This is a genomic window from Sporichthyaceae bacterium (assembly GCA_036269075.1).
Taxonomy (GTDB): domain Bacteria; phylum Actinomycetota; class Actinomycetes; order Sporichthyales; family Sporichthyaceae; genus DASQPJ01.
This window is the reverse complement of sequence record DATASX010000016.1, coordinates 47,121-65,047: the sequence shown is the minus strand read 5'-3', so window position 1 is coordinate 65,047 and position 17,927 is coordinate 47,121. Positions and strand designations below refer to the sequence as shown.

16 protein-coding genes are annotated in these 17,927 nt (G+C 70.6%); 11 read left to right on the top strand and 5 right to left on the bottom strand.

Annotation, left to right across the window (positions count from 1 at the left end; all coding sequences use genetic code 11):
* Nucleotides 1-22: 22 nt before the first annotated feature.
* The 3 genes from VHU88_02980 to VHU88_02970 are packed head-to-tail and all read left to right on the top strand — an operon-like array spanning nucleotide 23 to nucleotide 2,172.
* Complete coding sequence (locus VHU88_02980) at nucleotides 23-337, top strand: S24/S26 family peptidase (protein ID HEX3610628.1); 315 nt, start codon at nucleotides 23-25, stop codon at nucleotides 335-337.
* Nucleotides 338-359: 22 nt separating this feature from the next.
* On the top strand, nucleotides 360-1,325 hold the full coding sequence (locus tag VHU88_02975; GenBank protein ID HEX3610627.1) for a zinc-binding dehydrogenase: 966 nt from the start codon (nucleotides 360-362) through the stop codon (nucleotides 1,323-1,325).
* A 10-nt stretch (nucleotides 1,326-1,335) separates the two neighbouring features.
* On the top strand, nucleotides 1,336-2,172 hold the full coding sequence (locus VHU88_02970; GenBank protein ID HEX3610626.1) for an rRNA (guanine-N1)-methyltransferase: 837 nt from the start codon (nucleotides 1,336-1,338) through the stop codon (nucleotides 2,170-2,172).
* A 7-nt stretch (nucleotides 2,173-2,179) separates the two neighbouring features.
* Here the strand turns inward: VHU88_02970 and VHU88_02965 are convergent, their stop codons facing one another.
* The 3 genes from VHU88_02965 to VHU88_02955 form a co-directional block, all read right to left on the bottom strand.
* The gene (locus VHU88_02965; GenBank protein HEX3610625.1) at nucleotides 2,180-2,491 is read right to left on the bottom strand and encodes a DUF952 domain-containing protein; all 312 of its coding nucleotides are present in this window, start codon (nucleotides 2,489-2,491) and stop codon (nucleotides 2,180-2,182) included.
* Between the two features lie 101 nt (nucleotides 2,492-2,592).
* Nucleotides 2,593-2,766: a DUF6104 family protein gene (locus VHU88_02960; GenBank protein ID HEX3610624.1), complete on the bottom strand. Its 174-nt coding sequence runs from the start codon at nucleotides 2,764-2,766 to the stop codon at nucleotides 2,593-2,595.
* A 2-nt stretch (nucleotides 2,767-2,768) separates the two neighbouring features.
* Nucleotides 2,769-6,359, bottom strand: a complete 3,591-nt coding sequence (locus tag VHU88_02955) for a multifunctional oxoglutarate decarboxylase/oxoglutarate dehydrogenase thiamine pyrophosphate-binding subunit/dihydrolipoyllysine-residue succinyltransferase subunit (GenBank protein HEX3610623.1) — start codon at nucleotides 6,357-6,359, stop codon at nucleotides 2,769-2,771.
* A 319-nt stretch (nucleotides 6,360-6,678) separates the two neighbouring features.
* Here VHU88_02955 and VHU88_02950 point away from each other — a divergent pair, with 319 nt between their 5' ends.
* A complete protein-coding gene (locus VHU88_02950; GenBank protein ID HEX3610622.1) occupies nucleotides 6,679-7,824 on the top strand; it encodes an anion permease in 1,146 nt (381 codons plus the stop codon).
* Nucleotides 7,825-7,855: 31 nt separating this feature from the next.
* Nucleotides 7,856-8,092: a hypothetical protein gene (locus tag VHU88_02945; GenBank protein ID HEX3610621.1), complete on the top strand. Its 237-nt coding sequence runs from the start codon at nucleotides 7,856-7,858 to the stop codon at nucleotides 8,090-8,092.
* Between the two features lie 90 nt (nucleotides 8,093-8,182).
* Here VHU88_02945 and VHU88_02940 read toward each other — a convergent pair whose 3' ends face one another.
* Nucleotides 8,183-9,748, bottom strand: coding sequence for an NAD(P)/FAD-dependent oxidoreductase (locus VHU88_02940; protein ID HEX3610620.1), 1,566 nt, complete (start codon nucleotides 9,746-9,748; stop codon nucleotides 8,183-8,185).
* Between the two features lie 23 nt (nucleotides 9,749-9,771).
* A complete protein-coding gene (locus VHU88_02935; protein ID HEX3610619.1) occupies nucleotides 9,772-11,475 on the bottom strand; it encodes an AMP-binding protein in 1,704 nt (567 codons plus the stop codon).
* Between the two features lie 238 nt (nucleotides 11,476-11,713).
* On the opposite strand from VHU88_02935, the gene VHU88_02930 reads away from it, so the two are divergent.
* The 6 genes from VHU88_02930 (at nucleotide 11,714) to VHU88_02905 (ending at nucleotide 17,926) form a co-directional block, all read left to right on the top strand.
* Nucleotides 11,714-12,550, top strand: a complete 837-nt coding sequence (locus tag VHU88_02930; GenBank protein HEX3610618.1) for an ABC transporter permease — start codon at nucleotides 11,714-11,716, stop codon at nucleotides 12,548-12,550.
* Nucleotides 12,551-12,553: 3 nt separating this feature from the next.
* Complete coding sequence (locus tag VHU88_02925; protein ID HEX3610617.1) at nucleotides 12,554-13,426, top strand: ABC transporter permease; 873 nt, start codon at nucleotides 12,554-12,556, stop codon at nucleotides 13,424-13,426.
* Complete coding sequence (locus tag VHU88_02920) at nucleotides 13,423-14,703, top strand: MCE family protein (protein ID HEX3610616.1); 1,281 nt, start codon at nucleotides 13,423-13,425, stop codon at nucleotides 14,701-14,703. The genes VHU88_02925 and VHU88_02920 overlap by 4 nt, the downstream gene beginning before the upstream one ends.
* A gap of 150 nt (nucleotides 14,704-14,853) precedes the next feature.
* Nucleotides 14,854-15,870 carry an MlaD family protein gene (locus tag VHU88_02915; protein HEX3610615.1) on the top strand — a complete coding sequence of 339 codons (1,017 nt, stop codon included), beginning with the start codon at nucleotides 14,854-14,856 and terminating at the stop codon, nucleotides 15,868-15,870.
* Nucleotides 15,867-16,874 (top strand): MCE family protein, encoded by a 1,008-nt coding sequence (locus VHU88_02910; GenBank protein ID HEX3610614.1) that lies wholly within the window; start codon nucleotides 15,867-15,869, stop codon nucleotides 16,872-16,874. Before VHU88_02915 ends, VHU88_02910 begins: the two co-directional genes overlap by 4 nt.
* On the top strand, nucleotides 16,871-17,926 hold the full coding sequence (locus VHU88_02905) for an MCE family protein (protein ID HEX3610613.1): 1,056 nt from the start codon (nucleotides 16,871-16,873) through the stop codon (nucleotides 17,924-17,926). The genes VHU88_02910 and VHU88_02905 overlap by 4 nt, the downstream gene beginning before the upstream one ends.
* Nucleotide 17,927: the final 1 nt, after the last annotated feature.

Genomic DNA, 17,927 nt, shown 5'->3' with positions numbered 1-17,927 from the left:
CGCTGATCGGGACACTACCCACATGATCTCCGGTCGATGCCGCCGCATCTGGCTGGTGCGGGTGCGCGGACGGTCGATGCTGCCGACACTGCGCGACGGCGACCTGCTGCTGGTGCGCAGCGGTGTGGCGGTCCGGCCGGGGGCGTTGGTGGTGGCCGATCTGCCCGGTCGCGGGCCTGCGGTGAAGCGGGCCGGGCACCGGGTGCCCGAGGGCTGGTGGCTCGAGCGCGACAACCCGGCGGAGGGCACCGACTCCTGGTTGATCGGCGCGGTCGCCGAGATCGACGTCCGTGGGGTGGTGCTGGCCCGGCTCTGGCCGGCCCCGTGCCGGCTGTGACTGCGTGAGTTAAGGTCAACCCATGTTCGCTGTCAGCGCTGTGCGCTTCGCTCCGGAAGACCCGCTGTCCGCTCTCGAGCTCGGAGAGCGCTCCGAGCCGATCGCCAAGGACGGCTGGGTCACCGTCGACGTCAAGGCCGCTTCGCTCAACCACCACGACATCTGGAGCCTGCGCGGTGTGGGGCTCAAGGAGTCGCAGCTGCCGATGATCCTGGGCTGCGACGCTGCCGGTCTCGACCCGGACGGGAACGAGGTCATCGTCCACGCCCTGATCGGCGACCCGGACTACCGGGGCGACGAGACCATGGACCCGGGCCGCAGCCTGTTGTCGGAGAAGCACCAGGGCACGATCGCCGAGCAGGTCGTCGTGCCGCGGCGCAACCTGGTGCCGAAGCCGGCGCAGCTGAGTTTCGCCGAGGCGGCCTGTCTGCCGACCGCGTGGCTGACGGCCTACCGGATGCTGTTCGTCAACTCCGGCGTGCTGCCCGGCGGGACCGTGCTGGTGCAGGGCGCCGGCGGCGGCGTCGCCACCGCGCTGATCGCGCTGGGCAAGGCCGCCGGGTATCGGATGTGGGCCACCAGCCGCGACGAGTCCAAGCGGGCCAGGGCTCTGGAACTCGGCGCCGAGGCCTCGTTCGAATCCGGCGCCCGGCTGCCCGATCGCGTTGACGCCGTCATGGAGACCGTCGGGCAGGCCACCTGGGGGCACTCGATGAAGTCGCTGAAGCCCGGCGGCCGAATCGTGATCTCAGGTGCCACCAGCGGCAACGCCCCGCCGGCCGAACTGACTCGGCTGTTCTTCCTCCAGCTCTCCGTCGTCGGCTCGACCATGGGCACGCGCGACGAGTTGGAGAAGCTGGCGCAGTTCCTCGCGACGACCGGGCTGCGGCCGCTGATCGACTCGGAGATTCCGCTGCGCGAGGCCCGCGAGGGCTTCGCGAAGATGGAGTCCGGCAACGTGTTCGGCAAGATCGTCTTCGCCAACTAGTTTCCTGCGGATGCGCCCCGAGGTCGTGGCGGTCTTGGTGTGCCCGGTCTGCCGGGCCTCCTTGACCGCCGGGCCCGGGGCGTTGCGTTGTTCGGCCGGACACACCTTCGACCTGGCGCGGCAGGGGTACGTGAACCTGCTCGCCGGGCTGGGCCGCCGGCCGTTGGGCGCCGATGACGCCGCGGCCGTGGCCGCTCGGGTGGATTTCCTGACGGCGGGTCACTTCGCGCCGCTGGTTGCTGAAATCGTGTCCGCGGCGGCAGCCGGGTGGCCCGGTGGCCTGGTGCTGGACGTCGGTTCCGGGCCGGGTCACTACCTGGGCGCGGTGCTGGACGCCGTCCCGGGGGCGCTGGGCCTGGCGCTGGACTCCTCGGCGGCCGCGCTGCGGCGGGCAGCCCGGGTCCACCCGCGGGCCACGGCCCTCGGCTGGGACCTGCGGGAGCCGTTGCCGGTGCGCGATGAGGCCGCCGGTGTGGTCCTGAACGTGTTCGCGCCCCGAAACGGCTCGGAGTACGCCCGGGTGCTGCGCCGCGACGGCCGGCTGGTCGTGGTCGTGCCCGGGCCTGGGCACCTGCGTGAGCTGGTCGTCGGTCTCGGCCTGATCGGGGTCGACGCGGCGAAGGCGGACCGGTTGGCGGTGAGCCTGCACCCTTGGTTCCAGGCTGTCGACGAACACCACGTCGGCCACCGGATGCAGCTGACCCGGGATCAGGTCCGTGCCGCTGTCGCGATGGGTCCGAACGCCTGGCACATCGGCGCGGACGAGTTGGCCGCGCGGGTGGCGCAGTTGCCGGAGGTCAGCGCGGTCAGCGTCGAGGCGAGTGTGCGGACCTATCGGCGCGCCTGACGCGGCGTCAGGCGGGGCCCGCGCCCGGGAAGTCGACCACTGCGGTGACCGCGTCGAGGTTCAACGGCCCGTACAGGTGCGGGAACATCTCGCCGCGATCGGTCACGGTCTCGTAGCGCAGCGGGGCGGACAGCCGTTCGGCCGCGATGGTGAGCATCACCAGGCCGCGCACCCCGGCGAAGTGCCGGTCGGCGGTCGCCAGGACCTGATTCGGCGCCGAGAGGTGGACGAAGCCTTCCTCGGCCAGCGACGGCGGTTCGTAGATGCCGGCGGCCTGCGCCTTGTCCCACTCCTCGCGGGTGGTGAGGTGGAGCAGCACGGGTGCGTCGTCCGTCCCTGCGGTAGGTGGGGGCGGGCTAGAGCCTACGACCAGAAGGCCGCCTGCGCTGTCGGGGAGATCACCCACACCCGAGCGAGGGGTCAGTCCTCGTCGTCCAAGCGGGCCAACCAGGTGGCCAGCCGTTCGACGGCGATCTCGAACTCCGGGTTCGCGTCGACGAACTCGGTCAGCCGGCCTGCGAGCCAGGCCAGGGTGACCTCCTCCGTGCCCCGTCGCTCGAGCAGTTCCTCGATGCCGCGGTCGGTGAAATACACAGTCAGTCCGCGAAGGTCTGCTCGATCACCAGTTGCTGCTCGTAGTCGTGCACCGAGTGCGAGCCGACCGCCGGCGCCGAGGACGCCGGCCGGGAGACGACCGACAACGGCCGTCCGGTCAGGTGCGCCGGCAGGTTCATCGCGATGAACGGCCAGGCGCCCTGGTTGGCCGGCTCCTCCTGCACCCAGCGCAACTGCGCCGTCTGCGGGTATCGGGCCAATGTCTCGTGGATCTCCGGGACCGGCAGCGGGTACAGCTGCTCGACCCGCACGATCGCGACGTCGTTGGCCTCGGTGGTCTCCCGGTGGGCGACGAGGTCGTAGTAGACCTTCCCGGTGCAGAACACGATCCGGCGCACCTGAGACGCCTCGACAGTGTCATCCAGGACCGGCCGGAAATGCCCGGTGGTGAAGTCCGTCGGGCTGGAGACCGCCGCGCGGTGCCGCAACAGCGACTTCGGGGTGAAGACCACCAGCGGCCGGTGGTGCGGCGACAGCGCCTGCCAACGCAGCAGGTGGAAATGGTTGGCCGGGGTGGTCGGAATCGCGACGGTCATGTTGTCCTGCGCGCACAGCTGCAGGAACCGCTCCGGTCGACCTGACGAGTGATCAGGTCCCTGGCCCTCCAAGCCGTGCGGCAGCAGCAGCACCACGCCGGAGCGTTGTCCCCACTTCTGCTCGCCGGAGGAGATGAACTCGTCGATGATCGACTGCGCCCCGTTGACGAAGTCGCCGAACTGGGCCTCCCAGCACACCAGGGCGTCGGGCCGGGCCACCGAGTAGCCGTACTCGAAACCCAGCGCGGCGTACTCCGACAGCAGCGAGTCGTAGACGTAGAAGGTGCCCTGCTCCGGGCTCAGGTTGGCCAACGGCACGTGCTCGGTCGCGTTGTTGCGGTCGATCAGCACCGAATGGCGCTGGGTGAAGGTTCCGCGGCGGGAGTCCTGGCCGGCCAGTCGGACCGGTTTGCCCTCCAGCAGCAGGGAGCCGAACCCGATCAGCTCGCCGAAGCCCCAGTCGATGTTGCCGGTCTCGATCATCGCGGCCCGCTTCTGCAGCAGCGGTGCCACCCGCGGGTGGACCCCGAAACCCTCGGGCAGCGAGAGCTGGCTCTCCACGATCCGCTTGAGGCTCTCGGTGGAGATGGCGGTGTGCACGCCGGCCGGCGGCGTCGCGACGTTGTAGGTGGGCTGCACCGTGGTCGGCGTGGTCTGGGCGCCGCGGGTCTCGGCGAAGACCTGCTCGAGAGCGTCGCGGTAGTCCTTCAGCGCGGCCTCGGCCTCGTCGAAGGTGATGTCGCCCCGGCCGATCAGCGACTCGGTGTAGAGCTTTCGCACCGAGCGCTTGGCGTCGATCAGGTCGTACATCAGCGGCTGGGTCATCGAGGGGTCGTCGCCCTCGTTGTGACCGCGCCGGCGGTAGCAGATCATGTCGATGACGACGTCCTTGTGGAACTCCTGGCGGTAGTCGAAGGCCATCCGGGCCACCCGGACGCAGGCCTCCGGGTCGTCGCCGTTGACGTGGAAGATGGGCGCCTGCACGGTGCGGGCCACGTCGGTCGCGTAGAGGCTGGAGCGGCTGGCGGTCGGCGCGGTGGTGAACCCGACCTGGTTGTTCACCACGAGGTGGATCGTGCCGCCGGTGCGGTAGCCGCGCAGCTGCGACAGCTCCAGGGTCTCGGCGACCACACCCTGCCCGGCGAACGCGGCGTCGCCGTGCATCAGCACCGGCAGGACGGTGAATCCGGCCTCGCCGTGGTCGAGGATGTCCTGCTTGGCCCGCACGATGCCTTCGAGCACCGGGTTCACGGCCTCCAGGTGCGACGGGTTCGCCGCCAGCGAGACCTGGACCTGCGTCCCGTCGTGGGCGGTGTAGATGCCTTCGGCGCCCAGGTGGTACTTGACGTCGCCGGAGCCGTGCATCGACTTCGGGTCGAGGTTGCCCTCGAACTCCCGGAAGATCTGGCTGTAGGACTTGCCGACCACGTTGGCCAGCACGTTGAGCCGGCCGCGGTGCGGCATGCCGATGCCGACCTCGTCGAGGTCCTCCTGGGCCGCCGCGGTCAGGATCGCGTCCACCAGCGCGATCACGGCCTCGCCGCCCTCGAGCGAGAACCGCTTCTGGCCGACGTACTTGGTCTGCAAGAAGGTCTCGAAGGCCTCGGCCTCATTCAGCTTGCGCAGCACCCGCAGTTGGTCCTCGCGGGGCAACCGCTCCTGGCCGCGCTCGACCCGCTGCTGGATCCAGGCACGCTCGGCCGGGTTCTGCATGTGCATGTACTCGATGCCGATCGTGCGGCAGTACGAGTCGCGCAGCACCCCGAGGATCTCGCGCAGCTTCATCAGCCCGGTGCCGAACGTCGGGCCGGGCGCGAACTCCCGGTCGAGGTCCCACAGCGTGAGGCCGTGGGTGACGATGTCCAGGTCCGGGTGCGAGCGCTGCCGGTACTCCAGCGGGTCGGTGTCGGCCATCAGGTGGCCGCGGGTGCGGTAGGCGTGGATCAGTTCGTGCACCCGGGCCGGCTTGGAGACCTGGGTCTCGTGGCCGGCCGAGATGTCGGTCTCCCAGCGGATCGGCTCGTACGGGATCCGCAGGCTACGGAACACCTCGTCGTAGAAGCCGTCGGCGCCGAGCAGGAGTTCGTGCATGCGGCGCAGGAACTCGCCGCTCTGCGCGCCCTGGATGACCCGGTGGTCGTAGGTGGAGGTCAGCGTCATGGTCTTGCTGACGGCCATCGTGGCCAACGTCTCCGGCGAGGCGCCCTGGTACTCGGCCGGGTACTCCATCGCGCCGACGCCGATGATCGCGCCCTGCCCGACCATCAGGCGCGGCACCGAGTGGACGGTGCCGATAGTGCCGGGGTTGGTGATGCTGATCGTCGTGCCCGCGAAGTCGTCCGGGGTCAGTTTGTTGTTGCGGGCGCGGCGGACGATGTCCTCGTAGGCCTGCCAGAACGCGCCGAAGTCGAGGGTCTCGGCCTTCTTGATCGAGGGGACCAGCAGGCTGCGGGAGCCGTCGGGCTTCTCCACGTCGATGGCGAGGCCGAGGTTCACGTGGGCCGGCTGGGCCAGCGCGGGCTTGCCGTCCACGACGGCGAAGCCGGCGTTGATCGCCGGGACGGCGGCGATCGCGCGCACCAACGCGAAGCCGATCACGTGGGTGAAGGAGACCTTGCCGCCACGGGACCGGCGCAGGTGGTTGTTGATCACGATGCGGTTGTCGATCAGCAGCTTCCCGGGCACGGAGCGGACCGAGGTCGCGGTGGGGACCGCGAGGCTGGCCTCCATGTTGGTGACGACGCGGGCGGCCGGGCCGCGCAGGGTCTTCACGTCGGCGTCGCCGGCCGGGCTGGGCACGGCCGGCTGTTTCTTCGCCTCGGCCACCGGGGCCGGCGTGGGGGCAGCAGCCGCGGGCGGCGGGGCGGCGGTCGGCGGCGGGCCGGACGAACGCGTCGCGGATCGAGCCGCCCCGTCGGTGCCGGGCTGGTAGTCGGCGAAGAAGTCCCACCAGGCGTGGTCCACCGAGTTCGGGTCCTGGAGGTAGGACTGGTAGATCTCGTCGACGAGCCACTCGTTGGGCCCGAACCCGGTCATCGGATTGGATTCGCTGCTGGGTGACACGACCTGACTCGACCTCTTCCCGCCCGTGGCGATGCTGTCGGGGTGCCTGCAATCCCCAGCTCAAAGGGTAGTCGCCCGCCGCGGCGAATGGGCTTGCCGGCACCCGGCTTGTGAACCGGTTCGGCCGGTTTCCGGTTTCTTTCCGGTAACACCGGTGCCGGCCGCCTTCGCATGGCCCGCGGAACCCGTCGTGAGCCTTGTACCCCAGCGGACGCGCACCGTTCATCCGGCGTTTGTGAGGTACCCCTAACGTCGCGCCTGCCTCGATCTTCGAAACCCGCCGGAGGATTCGATGGGTTACTCGGTCATCGTGATTGCCGTCATCCTGACTGCGCTCGCGTTCGACTTCACCAACGGCTTTCACGACACCGCCAACGCGATGGCCACCGCCATCGCGACCGGTGCGCTCAAGCCGCGCGTCGCCGTCGTCGTCGCCGGCGTGTTCAATCTGGTCGGTGCGTTCCTGTCCGTCGAGGTGGCCAAGACCATCTCCAGTGGCCTGGTCCAGGAATCGAAGGTCACTCCAACGGTGATCTTCGGAGGCCTCATCGGGGCCATCCTGTGGAACCTCGGGACGTGGCTGGTCGGCCTGCCGTCCAGTTCCTCGCACGCACTGTTCGGTGGCCTGATCGGGGCGACCTGGGTCGCGGCCGGCTCCGGTGCCATCAACTTCGGCACCGTGATCAGCAAGATCCTGCTGCCCGCCGTGCTGTCCCCGATCATCGCCGGCGTGGTCGCCCTGACGGCGACGTTCCTGGCCTACCGGATCACCGCGACCTCGCCGCACGAGCCGATGCGCCGGGGCTTCCGCTGGGCCCAGGTGGCCTCGGCCTCGACGGTGGCACTCGCCCACGGCAGCAACGACGGTCAGAAGACGATGGGCATCATCACGCTCACGATGATCACCGCGGGGATCCTGCCCAAGGGCTCGAACCCGCCGCTGTGGGTGATCGCTGCTTGTGGTCTGGGTATCGCGCTGGGCACCTGCCTGGGCGGCTGGAAGATCATCCAGACTATGGGCAAGAAGATCAGCGACATCGAAAGCCCGCAGGGCTTCGCCGCCGAGACCTCCAGCGCGGTGGCCATCCTGACCTCGGCACACCTGGGCTTCGCGCTGTCGACCACCCACGTGTGCACCGGGGCCATCTTCGGCGCCGGCGCCGGCAAGCGACTGGCCTCGGTCAAGTGGGGCGTCGCCCGCCAGATGGTCACCGCGTGGGCGCTGACCCTGCCCGCTGCTGCCTGCGTGGGAGCGGTGGCCGGTGGCGTCGCCGAGCGGGGACAGGTCGGGACGATCATCGTCGGCCTGGTCGGCGCCGGGATCGCGTTCGCCATCTTCGTCGCCTCGCGGCGTAACCCGGTCGGCGCGCACAACGTCAACGACGTCGAGGACACCACCCCGACGCGCGTCGGCGACCTGGCGATGAGCGCGGCGTGACCGCGACCGGACCTGGTACGGAGGAGTCGAGATGAAGGTCGACATCAAGTGGGGCCCGCTGGGCGAGGTCGCCCTGGTCACGATGGGCGTCGCGGTCACGGTGGTCGTGCTGGTCGCGGGCGGGTTGGTCGGACTGGCTGCCAAGGACGCCGACCCGAGGAGCCGCATGGTGGACCCGAGACTCGGGCAGTTCATGGGCTACCTGTGCCTGGGGTCCGTCGCGTTGGTCCTGCTCTACGGACTCAAGATGATCGTCGTGAAGCACTAGGAGCCGTCGACTGCTGAACAACTACGTGACGCCCGGGACGCAACGCGCCGTTCCGGGCGTCACGGCGGTCCCAGCGATGTGGAGCGGCCGTCAACGCAGATCGCGCAGAATTCGGGCGGCCGCGTTGTGCCCCGCGGCCCCGATCACGGAGCCGGCCGGGTGGCAGCCCGCCGATCCCGCGTAGAGGCCCGGGACCCCGGTCGCGTAGGGCATCCGGGCGTCGAACGCGAACGTGTTGTCGACGTGGTGGATGTGCCCGCCGGTGATCCCGAAGTGCTCGGCGATGCGCGGCGGCGGCAGCGCGTGCACGTCTATCACCGATGCGGTCGTGCCCGGCGCGAACCGGTCGCAGACGGCCAGCAGTCGGGCCACGTAACCGTCGACCTCCGCCGCCCAGGTGGATCCGGCCGGGACGTGCGGCACCGACTGCACGAACAGCGCCGATGAGTGCGGGCCGTCCGGCTCGGTCAGGCTCGGGTCGACGGTAGTGTGCAGATACCACTCGATCGTGGGGAACTCCGGCAGCACGCCGGCCTGGACCTGCCGCCACATCTCGCGCACGGCATCCAGCGGCCGATCCTCGCCGGGCAGCAGGTGCACGGTCGCGCCCCCGGAAGAACGCCCGCCGAGACCGGGGAAGCGCGGTGGCCGGGCCAGCGCGAGGTTCACCTTCATCGTCACGCCCGGCCGGTAGAGCCGATCCAGACGTTGGATCAGATCGATGGGCAGCACGTCCGCGCCGACCAGCCCCGGCAGCCGGAACGGGTCGCAGGCCACCAGCACGACGCGGGCCCGGATGCTCTGCCCGGTCGCGGTCTCGACCCCGTCGACCACGCCGCCGGTGGTGCCGATGCGGGTGACCGCGCTGCCGCGCCGCAGGTCGGCACCGGCCAGTCGCGCCGCGTCGGCCAGCCGCGCTGCCACCGTGCCCATCCCGCCGGCCACGATCATCCAGGTCCCGCCGGCGGCGGGCAGCCGGCACATGTTGTGCGCCAGGAAGTTGTGGCCGGTGCCCGGGTCGTCGGGACCGGCGGTCAGCCCGGAGATCCCGTCGGTCACCGCGTACATGGCCGGCAGCCGTTGGCCGACGAAGCCGAACCGATCCAGGTACTCGACCACCGAGCCGCGGCACAACGCGACGAACTTCTCCCGCAACCCCGGCCGGATCCAGCGTTCCGCGGTGGCCTCCACCGACTCCGGTTCGGTGAGCCAGGCCGGTGCCAGGTCCTCGCGGAAGGCGGCCAACTCCGCGCCGAGCGCGTCGTCGGCCCGGGCATCGGCGGGGGAGAAGGCGGCCTGCAGCGCCTGCCGGTTGGCGGCCCCGTCGGCGCCGAGCAGCAGCGACGGCAGCCCGGAGCCGACCGCGGCGGGCAGGGCGTAGTGCGGGTCGCGGCGCAGGGTGGGCAGGTCGAGTTCGAGCAGCCGGATCAGCTCCGGGGGCATCAGCCCGAGCAGGTACGCGCCGGTGGACTGCCTCAGCCGCGGGGCGGAGGCGAACGGGTGCTCGGTGCGGGCGGCGCCGCCGAACACCTCGGCGGCCTCGGCGACGATCACCGACAAGCCGGAGCGGACCAGCAGCGTCGCGGCGACCAACCCGTTGTGCCCGCCGCCGACGACCACCACGTCGGCGGCGGTCGGCGATGCGGTCCCGGTCATTCCTGACGCCCCGTCAGGTCCGGTCAGTCGCGGTCCTGGCGCAGTACCCGGGCCAGGACCTTGCCGGCGGCGTTGCGCGGCAGCTCGTCGAGGAAGGTCACGTCGCGGGGGACCGCGTGGCGGGCCAGGCGCTCGCGCACGATCGCCCGGATGTCCTCCGCGGTCAGCGTCGAACCCGCGGCGGTGACCACGAACGCCGCCAGGCGCTGGCCGAGGTCGGCGTCGGGCACCCCGACCACCGCCACGTCGGTGATGCCCGCGACGTCGGACAGCACGTCGGTGACCTCGCCGCAGAACACGTTCTCCCCGCCGCAGACCACGAGGTCGTCCTCCCGGCCGTCGACGTGCAGGCGGCCGCGGAGGTCCACGTGCCCGAAGTCGCCGGTCGGCATCAGGCCGTCCGCGTTGGTGGCCACGCCGGCAGCGTCGGTATAGCCGTCGAACAACATCGAGTTGCCCACGAAGATCCGCCCGCTGACCCCGATCGGGCAGGGCAGGCCGTCCGGGTCCAGGACGGTCAGCCGCGTGCCCAGCGGCGGCCGCCCGGCCGACCCGGGGTCCTGGGCCAGGTCGCCGGGCCCGGCCACGCTCACCCAGGACACCTCGGTCGAGCCGTAGAGGTTGTGCAGCACCGGCCCGAAGCGGGCCGCGGTCGCGCGCACGCTGGCCGGTGACAGTGCCGACCCGCTGGTGACGATCAACCGCAGTGCGGACAGGTCGGCCGCGGCGACCTGGTGGTCGGGCAGTGCGAGCAGTCGGTTCAGCATCACCGGGACGCAGAACAACTGCTCCACCCGGTGCTGGGACATCAGCCCGGCCAGCCGGGCGGGGTCGAAGTGGCGGCTGAGCACCACCGGGCAGCGCGCGGTCAGCGCCAGTTGCAGCGCACCCAGGCCCCAGGCGTGAAACAGCGGCGCCGGGATCGCGGTCGGCGTGGTGGCCCGCAACGGGATGCAGCCGAGCAACCCGGCCACGGCCAGCAGCGCCGCCGTGGTCGACGGTTCCGGACGGGCCGCGCCCTTCGGCGTGCCGGTGGTCCCGGAGGTCAGGACGATCATCCGCCCGACGCTGGTCGGGCGGCGCACCTGGCGATCGCTGCGGGTCTGCCGGATCAGGGTGCGCACCCCGTTGCGGTGCCCGTCGGCCCAGGCGGTCACCACCCGGACCTCCGCGGGCAGGCTCGGCAGGGCGAACTCGGCATCGGCGATGATCAGCCGCAGCCGCTGCGCGGCCACGATCCGGGCCAACTGCTCCGGTCCGGAGCCGGTGTTCAACAGCACGGCGTCCGCGCCCAGCCGGGACAGCGCCAGCAGGCACTCGACGAACTCGGCGGAGTTCCGGCACAGCAGGCCGACCCGGTCGCCCGCGCCGACGTCGAGGTCGGCGAACGCGGCGGCCAACCGTCGCCCGTCGTGGTCCAACTCGGCCCAGGTGCGCATCCCGGAGTCGTCGATCACGGCGACCCCACCGGCATCGAGCGCGGCCGCGGCCGCGACCGCCCCGGCCAGCGTCGGACCCTCGCGCCGCACGGCGTCCAACTGACGCAGGATCAGGTCGGGCCGCAGCGGCGGGATGACCCCGCTGCGCAGCACCCCGAAGCCTGTGCTCAGCGCGGTCAGCGGGTCGTGCGCGACCAATGCGATGCCGCGGACCGTCTCGGCCGGCACCGCCCGGGCCAGCCGCAGACCCTCCTCGGCCAGGCCCCGGAACGAACGCGGGCTCAGCACGGCGGACCGACTCGTATCGTCCGGTCGATCCAGCCGTCGCAGACCAAGGCAACCGCTCCCGTCGGGCCGGGGCCCGCGCCGTCGCGGACCAAGGGGCTCGACCCACGATACGGAACCCCGTCTCGGCGTCCCACGCCGTTGCCGGCGGCCACAGTGGCGTCGGTCACGGACGGGGCTAGGGTGTGCCCAGCGCGGGGCCCGACCGGCGCGCGGCACGGTGGCGCAGGAGGGCGAGGACATGGCGCAGACCTCGGTCGGCGACACGCCCCGCCGTCTGCCGCAGCTCCGCCTGCCCGGCCCGATCGACCGCTCCCTGGTGACGGTCGGTCAGATGGCGAGCATGTCCGGTGAGGTCGCCCGCGACCTGGTCGTGGACCTGGCTCGCGGCCGATTCCCGTGGGGCGAGTTCATTCTCCAGGCCTGGTTCGTCACCAGTGTCTCGCTGCTGCCGGCCCTGCTGGTCGCGATCCCGTTCGGCGTCATCGTCGCCATCAACGTGGGCAGCCTGGCCGCCCAGGTGGGGGCCACCTCGTTCGTCGGCGCCGTCAACGGCCTGGGCGTGATCCGGGAGGGTGCGCCCGTCGTCACCGCGCTGCTGCTGGCCGGGGCCGCCGGGTCGGCGATCTGCTCGGATCTCGGGGCGCGCACCATCCGGGAGGAGATGGACGCCATGCGGGTCATGGGCATCTCGCCGGTGCGTCGGCTCGTGGTGCCCCGGGTGGCGGCGCTGATGATTGTCGGCGCGCTGCTGTGCGCGGTGGTCGCGATGACCGGTGTGCTGGCCGGCTACCTGTTCAACGTCTACGTGCAGCACGGCACCGCCGGTGCCTACCTGTCGTCGTTCACCTCGTTCGCGACCGCCGGCGACTTCATCGTCGCCGAGATCAAGGCCACGATCTTCGGCTTCCTGACCGCGATCGTCGCCGCACACAAGGGCCTGCATGCGAAGGGCGGGCCGAAGGGTGTGGCCGACGGGGTCAACCAGTCGGTGGTGTTCACGTTCCTGCTGCTGTTCAGCACCAACATCGCGCTGACCCAGGCGTACTTGCTGATCTCCCCGCCCAAGGTCGTCTGAGACGTGCTCAGCGTCGGGGTCGGCGGACGGCGGGCAGCCGGGAGTGGCGGCGGTCCGCGGCCGATCCCGGTGCTGGCCGGCGTCGTCGCGTGGCTGATCCGGCTCGGCGAGGTCGCCACGTTCTTCTTCGTCGCATTCGCAGCGATCCCGGCGGCCCTGCGGCACTACCGCAAGGAGATCGGCCGCCTGCTGTCCGACATCAGTTGGGGCCGGGCCCTGCTGGTCGGCGGCGGGATCATGGGCGTGATGCTGCTGCTGTCGGCGTTCGTCGGCACCTCGGTCGGCATCGCCGGGTTCACCGGGCTGAACATCATCGGCCTGGCACCGTTCGCGGGTTTCGTGTCGGCGCTGGCCAACACCCGCGAGTTCGCCCCGCTGATCGCGGGCACCGCGTTCGCCGCGCAGGTGGGTTGCCGCTACACCGCGCAGATCGGCGCCATGCGGATCTCGGAGGAGATCGACGCGCTCGAGGTGATGGCGGTCCGGCCGATGCCGTACCTGGTCGCCACCCGCGTGGTGGCCGCGGCGCTGGCGATGCTCCCGCTCTACGTGGTCGGTCTGTTCGGGTCGTACTTCGCGACGAAGTTCGTCGTCACGGCTTTCTTCGGGCAGTCCTCGGGCACCTACGAGCACTACTTCCTGGCGTTCCTGAACCCGTTCGACATCGTGCTGTCGACGATCAAGGTCGCCGTGTTCATCGTGCTGACCACGTTGATCCACTGCTATTACGGCTACACCGCCGCGGGCGGTCCGGAGGGTGTCGGCCGGGCCACCGGGCGCGCGATCCGGGCGAGCATCATCGTGATCATCGTGACCGACATGTTCATGACGTTGGCGTTCTGGGGCTACGACCCCGGCGTGCGGATCAGCGGATGAGCGCGACGAGAAGGGTCCGGACCTACGGGGAGCCGTCGCGCCGTGCGCTGGCCGGTCGTGGTCTGGTGATGCTCGGCATCATCGTCGGGCTGATCGCGTTGGTCGCCGCGGAGTTCTCCGGAACCTTCGCCTCCGGCGCGAGCGTGCGCACCGTGCAACATGACGCCGGCGACGCGCTGGTGCCCGGGTCGGACGTCAAGCTGCGTGGGGTGGTCGTCGGCCGGGTCACCGGTGTGCGCCGGGTGCTCGGGCGGACCGGGGCGGACATAGACCTGCTGATCGACCCGGGTCGCATCGCCTCGGTACCGGCCGGGGTGACCGCGCGGGTCCTGCCCGCGAACGTGTTCGGTCAGGACTTCGTCGAACTGCTCGCGCCGGCCGCCGCCGGGCCGCACATCCACTCCGGCGTGCAGATCCCCGAGGACACCTCGGCGGAGTCGCTCGAACTGTCCGACGTGTTCCAGAAGCTGTACCGGGTGCTCACCGCGGTGCAGCCGGCCAAGCTGGCCACCGCGTTGGGCGCGCTGGCCGAGGCGTTGAACGGCCGCGGCGATCAGATCAACTCGGTCATCGGTCGGTCCAACACCTACCTGAGCCAGCTCGCGCCGGAACTGCCGACCCTCGAGCACGACCTGACCGCGTTCGCCTCGCTGGCGCAAACCTTCGCTGCCCAGACCCCGACCCTGTTCAGCTCGGTCGACGACACCCTGGTGCTGCTGCGCACGCTGATCTCCCGGGAGGCCCAGTTCGTCGAACTGCTCGGCGGCGGTCTCGGCCTGACCGGGCACGCCAAGGACCTGCTGAACAACAACGCGGACAACCTGATCCAGGTCTCGCACCAGACCAGCGCGATCTTCGGCGCGCTGGGCGCCCACCCGGACGCGTTCTCCACCGGCTTCGTCGACCTCGGCAAGTTCCTCGGCAGCCTGGCGGTCACCGACGGCCGCCGGTTCGGCCTGGACGCGCTCCTCAGCTCCGCACCGTTGCCGGCCTACGGGCCGGCCGACTGCCCCAAGTACCCGGGCCTGAACGGGCCGAACTGTTCCGGCGCGGCGACGACCGCCCCGAAGACGGCCGACCTCGCCCTCGGGGTCACCTACGGCGGCATCGGCCCGGTCGGCAGCGTGGCCGAGAAACTGGTGCTGGGTCAGATCCTCGCCTCACTGGTCGGTGACCACCCGCAGGACTTCGGTGACGTCGGCTACCTGTTGGCCGGTCCGCTGTTGCGCGGCACCACCGTGCGGCTTCCTGACGCGGCGTCAGCAGGTGCCCGGTGAGCGAGCGCAGCGAGCGAACCGTAGGGACGGCGTACACCACGGCGAACCGGCGCCGGCGCACGGAGGCGCGGCGGTGAGCGAGCGCAGCGAGCGAACCGTAGGGACGGCGTACACCACGGCGAACCGGCACCGGCATACGGAGGCGCGGCGGTGAAGGCCGCGACCGTGCGTGGTTCAGCGGTGCGGCTGGCGATCTTCGCGGTGATCTCCGGGATGATCGCGCTACTGCTCTACAACACGCTGACCAACGCGCTCGGCTCGTCGACCAGCCACTACACCGCGATGTTCGACGACGCCTCCGGCCTGCACTCCGGTGACAACGTGCGGGTGGCGGGGGTCCGGGTCGGCCGGGTCGACAGCGTCAGCCTCGACGGCACGGTCGCGAAGGTCGGCTTCACGGTCAACCGCAGCCAACCGGTGCTCAACAACACCCGTATCGCGATCCGCTACCAGAACCTGATCGGGCAACGGTTCCTGGCGCTGCTGCCCGGTACCGGGGCGGCGACCGCGCTGCCGTCCGGGGCCAGGATCCCGCAGGCCGCCACCGAGGACGCCCTGGACCTGACCGTGGTCATCAACGGTTTCCAGCCGCTGTTCGAGGTGATCTCCCCGGACGACATCAACAAGCTGGCCTCCTCGATCGTCTCGGTCCTGCAGGGCGAGGGCGGCAGCCTGGTCAACCTGCTGAAGACCGCTTCGGACCTGACCGGGCATCTTGCGGATCGCGACCAGCTGATCGGGCGGGTCATCGACAACTTCGCCACGGTGCTGTCCGACGTGGGCCAACGCAACACCCAGGTCGACGACCTGATCGGGCAGTTGCACCGCCTCGTCGCCGCGACTGCCGCCGACCGCGACCAGATCGGCGGCTCGATCGACGCCCTGGCGGGCCTGACCACCGCGACCACCGCGCTGCTGCGGGACATCCGGCCGCAGCTGAAGGCCGACCTGACTCGCCTGGACTCGGTCGCGGGCACCTACGCCGCGTCGGCGACCGCGTTCGGGCAGGCCGTGCAGGGCCTGCCGGTCGCGCTGTCCTCGTTCACCCGGATCATGCAGTACGGGTCCTGGACCAACCTCTACCTCTGCAACGTGTACTACACGTTCGCGGGCAGCAAGCCGCAGCAGTTCGCCGCGAGCGGCTCGAACTCGGCGGTGTGCAAGTGACGAGAGTGCGTAGGTTCCTGGCCTCGCTCAGCGCTCGGTCCATCGGGGCGATCACGGTCGCGATCGTGGTCGCGATGGTCGCAGCGCTGTTCGTGCCCTCCGGATTCGCGCTGGGCAAATCGACCTACCACGCCGAACTGCCCGAGGCCGGCGGCCTGACCACCGGCGACGAGGTCCGGGTCGCCGGGGTCCCGGTCGGCAAGGTCTCCGACCTGCGGGTGACCCGGGCGATCGTGCTGGCCGACCTCCGAATCGACAAGAACGTGCACCTGGGCAGCGCCACGACCGCCGAGGTGAAGGTCGCCACCCTGCTGGGCAACCACTTCCTGTCGTTGAGCCCGGCCGGTACCGGCACCCTGCCCAAGCACACGATCCCGTTGGCCAACACGACCGTGCCGTTCGAGGTCCAGGACATCGTCGCGGCCGGCGGCACCGCGCTGGAGAAGTTGGACGGCGCGAAACTGCAGGCCGCGTTGAAGGTGCTCGCCGACGACTTCCGCAACACCCCGGCGCTGACCGGTCAGGCCTTCGCGAACATCGCCCGCCTGTCCGATGTCGTGGTCAAGCGGCGCGGCGAACTGGACACACTGATCAAGGACGCCGACGCGGTCACGGCAAACCTCAACCTCAACCGCGACACCCTCGTCGACCTGATGAAGCAGGCCAGCCTGATCCTCGACGCGGTCGCCAAGCGCCGGGCCGCGATCACCGCGCTGTTGACCGAATCCCGCGACCTGGCCGTGCAACTGACCGGCCTGGTGCGGGACAACAAGGCGACGATCGGGCCGATGCTCGCCCACCTGAACGTGGTCCTGGAGGTGCTGAAGAACAACGACGCGGCGCTGAACCAGATCGGGATCCTGCTCGGCCCGGCCGGCCGCTACTTCGCCAACAGCGCAGGTAACGGGCCCTACCTCGACATCAACGGCCCGGACGCGATCTTCCCGGACTCCATGCTCTGCGGGCCGCAGCAGAAGTGCGTCCCGAATGCGGGCAAGAAATGACGCGCCGTCAGCGGGTTGCCGCGAGCGCCCTGACCGTGGCCGGACTGTGCCTGGGCACGACCGCGTGCCTGCCGTTCGTCTCGGACACCATGACGATCTCGGCCCGGTTCACCGAGTCCGTCGGTCTGTTCCCGGGCAACCGGGTCGATGTGCTCGGCGTGCCGATCGGCCGGGTCACCGACGTCAAGCCGCAGGGCACCTCGGTGCTGGTCCGGATGAGCGTCCCGAGCGACTTCAAGATCCCGGCCGGCGCGCAGGCGCTGATCATCCCGCCCAGCGTCATCACCGACCGGTACGTGGAACTGACCCCGGCCTGGACCTCCGGGCCGACCCTGACCTCGGGCACCGAGATCCCGCTGGCCCGTACCCGGACCCCGGTCGAGTTCGACCGGATCGTGCGCTCGCTGGACACGTTGTCGAACAGCCTGAACGGCGACCAGGCGACGGTTGCCGCGATCCGCGACGCGCTGCACGTGGGCGCCACCAACCTCAAGGGCAACGGCTCCGCGATCCACCAGAGCATCCAGGGCCTCTCGGCCGCGTTGGGCACGTTGGCCGAGAACAGCGTGAACATCTCCGGGCTGATCCACAGTCTGGACGGGCTCACCGCAGCCTTCGCCCAGAACGATACGACGGTCCGTCAGTTCGCCAAGAACGTCACCGCCGCAACCCAGCTGCTCTCCGACAACGGCAAGAACCTCAACGACACCGTCTCCGCGCTGGCCACTGCGCTCGGTGAGGTTTCGTCGTTCGTGAAGAGCAATCAGGCCGCGTTCGGCACCACCGTCGGCGACCTGAGCAACGTGCTCTCGGTGATCAACGCGCACAAGGGCGCGTTGACCGAGGCGCTCGACGTGCTGCCGTTGACGTTCCAGAACCTGGCGCAGGCGATCAACCCGGCCGACCATCGGATGCGGGCGAATGCCTCGGCCGCGGCCAACATCCTCAACCCCGTGGTGGCGCAGCAGTTCTGCGACAGCTTCGGGCCGTTCCTGTGCGCCAACGCGGGCAAGCCGATCGGGTCGTTCTCCGCGTCCTGGCCGCACCGATGAG

What these genes read in the sequence shown, in the direction of transcription:
- VHU88_02975 (HEX3610627.1), top strand. Translation starts at nt 360, where the DNA reads ATGTTCGCTGTCAGCGCTGTGCGCTTCGCTCCGGAAGACCCGCTGTCC.
- VHU88_02970 (HEX3610626.1), top strand. Translation starts at nt 1,336, where the DNA reads ATGCGCCCCGAGGTCGTGGCGGTCTTGGTGTGCCCGGTCTGCCGGGCC.
- VHU88_02980 (HEX3610628.1), top strand. Translation starts at nt 23, where the DNA reads ATGATCTCCGGTCGATGCCGCCGCATCTGGCTGGTGCGGGTGCGCGGA.
- VHU88_02945 (HEX3610621.1), top strand. Translation starts at nt 7,856, where the DNA reads ATGAAGGTCGACATCAAGTGGGGCCCGCTGGGCGAGGTCGCCCTGGTC.
- VHU88_02940 (HEX3610620.1), bottom strand. Translation starts at nt 9,748, where the DNA reads ATGACCGGGACCGCATCGCCGACCGCCGCCGACGTGGTGGTCGTCGGC.
- VHU88_02930 (HEX3610618.1), top strand. Translation starts at nt 11,714, where the DNA reads ATGGCGCAGACCTCGGTCGGCGACACGCCCCGCCGTCTGCCGCAGCTC.
- VHU88_02950 (HEX3610622.1), top strand. Translation starts at nt 6,679, where the DNA reads ATGGGTTACTCGGTCATCGTGATTGCCGTCATCCTGACTGCGCTCGCG.
- VHU88_02920 (HEX3610616.1), top strand. Translation starts at nt 13,423, where the DNA reads ATGAGCGCGACGAGAAGGGTCCGGACCTACGGGGAGCCGTCGCGCCGT.
- VHU88_02905 (HEX3610613.1), top strand. Translation starts at nt 16,871, where the DNA reads ATGACGCGCCGTCAGCGGGTTGCCGCGAGCGCCCTGACCGTGGCCGGA.
- VHU88_02955 (HEX3610623.1), bottom strand. Translation starts at nt 6,359, where the DNA reads ATGACCGGGTTCGGGCCCAACGAGTGGCTCGTCGACGAGATCTACCAG.